Here is a 1,368-nt window from a genome sequence, read left to right as displayed (position 1 = left end):
CGGGCGTGCGGATGGACTCGGTCGGCCCGCCGCTTAAGGATACCGAGGTACGGATCGCTGAGGACGGCGAGATCCTGGTCCGCGGCGAGCTCGTCATGCACGGCTATTGGCGCAACGACGCCGAGACCGCGAAGGTGCTGAAGGACGGCTGGCTGCACACCGGCGACGTCGGCGAGATCGACGCGCAGGGTCGCATCCGCATCACCGACCGCAAGAAGGACCTGATCATCAACGACAAGGGCGACAATGTCGCCCCGCAGAAGATCGAGGGGATGCTGACGCTCCAGCCCGAGATCGTCCAGGCGATGATCGCCGGCGACAAGCGCCCCTATATGGTCGCGCTGATCGTGCCCGATCCCGAATGGACGCAGCAATGGTGCGCGTCGAACGGCGATGCGTGCAATTTCAGCAGGCTGGCCGAGAACAGCGAGTTCCGCACCGCGCTGGGCCACGCGATCGAACGCGTGAACAAGGACCTGACCGTCACCGAACGCGTCCGCCGCTTCGTGCTGGCGGACGGGCCGTTCACGATCGAGAACGAACAGCTGACGCCCAGCCTCAAGATCCGCCGCCACGTCATCCGCCAGGCCTATGGCGACCGGCTCGACGCGCTTTACCTCAAGGGCTGACGCAGGGGGGGACCCTATTGGGCCCCCCACCTGCTCATGCTGCGCCGAGCGGAAGGTTGCTGCGCTTGCACACATAGGTCGCCAGCTCCTCGCGCAACGGCAGCCCGGCGATCGGGCGCAACGGACCGTCATAGGCGATGCTCGTCTCGACCAGCGAACGGCGCGGCGCGACGCCCAGCACATGGAACAGGCGACGCTCGCAATCGACTTCGGTGCGGGCATAGGCGACGCGGCCGGCATGTTCCTGGCGGATGATCGCGATCACCGTGCCGCCGATCGCCCGGCGCTCGCGCAGCAGGAAATAGCGCGAGGCGGTATCCGACGGGGTCGGGATCAGGTCCCCCTTGACCGTTAGCGCGGGCGGCGCTGGCGCTGCGACTTCGGTTTCGCCCAGATTGCGCAGCGATACGCCCGCAGTGCCCATAGCATTGTTGTCGACCGCATCCGTCGACGGCGCGCCCGAACAGGCGGACACGCCCAACCCGCCGGCAACCGCCAGCGCTAACCACGTCTTCTTCATCAATACACTCCCGGGTATGAATCAGGCTCAAACGCCCGCAGCATGACGATCGATCCGGTGGTGCGGATCGATCCCCGCCGCCCGACGTTGCGCGAGGAAATTTTCTTCGGCGAAGGGCGCGCACCGACCGGCACGCGCCCTCCCGGTCCGCTTATTTCGCCGCTGGCTTGGGCGCCGCGGCGGGCACCACCGCCATCGTCCAGTCGCGGTCGGGGCGCA

The 1,368-nt window shown here is 67.3% G+C and carries 1 protein-coding gene and 1 pseudogene; one reads left to right on the top strand and one right to left on the bottom strand.

The features are described from left to right. Window positions 1–629, top strand: a pseudogene (locus sphsw_RS20575) (AMP-binding protein); the annotation flags it as partial. 34 nt (window positions 630–663) lie between these two features. Here sphsw_RS20575 and sphsw_RS14785 read toward each other — a convergent pair. Further along, entirely contained in the window at window positions 664–1,149 is a 486-nt protein-coding gene (locus tag sphsw_RS14785; protein WP_031441295.1) for a hypothetical protein, read from the bottom strand. Window positions 1,150–1,368: the final 219 nt, after the last annotated feature.

Source organism: Sphingomonas sp. FUKUSWIS1 (assembly GCF_000733135.1).
In the GTDB taxonomy this organism is placed as follows: Bacteria; Pseudomonadota; Alphaproteobacteria; order Sphingomonadales; family Sphingomonadaceae; genus Sphingomonas; species Sphingomonas aerolata.
This window is presented reverse-complemented; position numbering and strand designations above follow the sequence as displayed.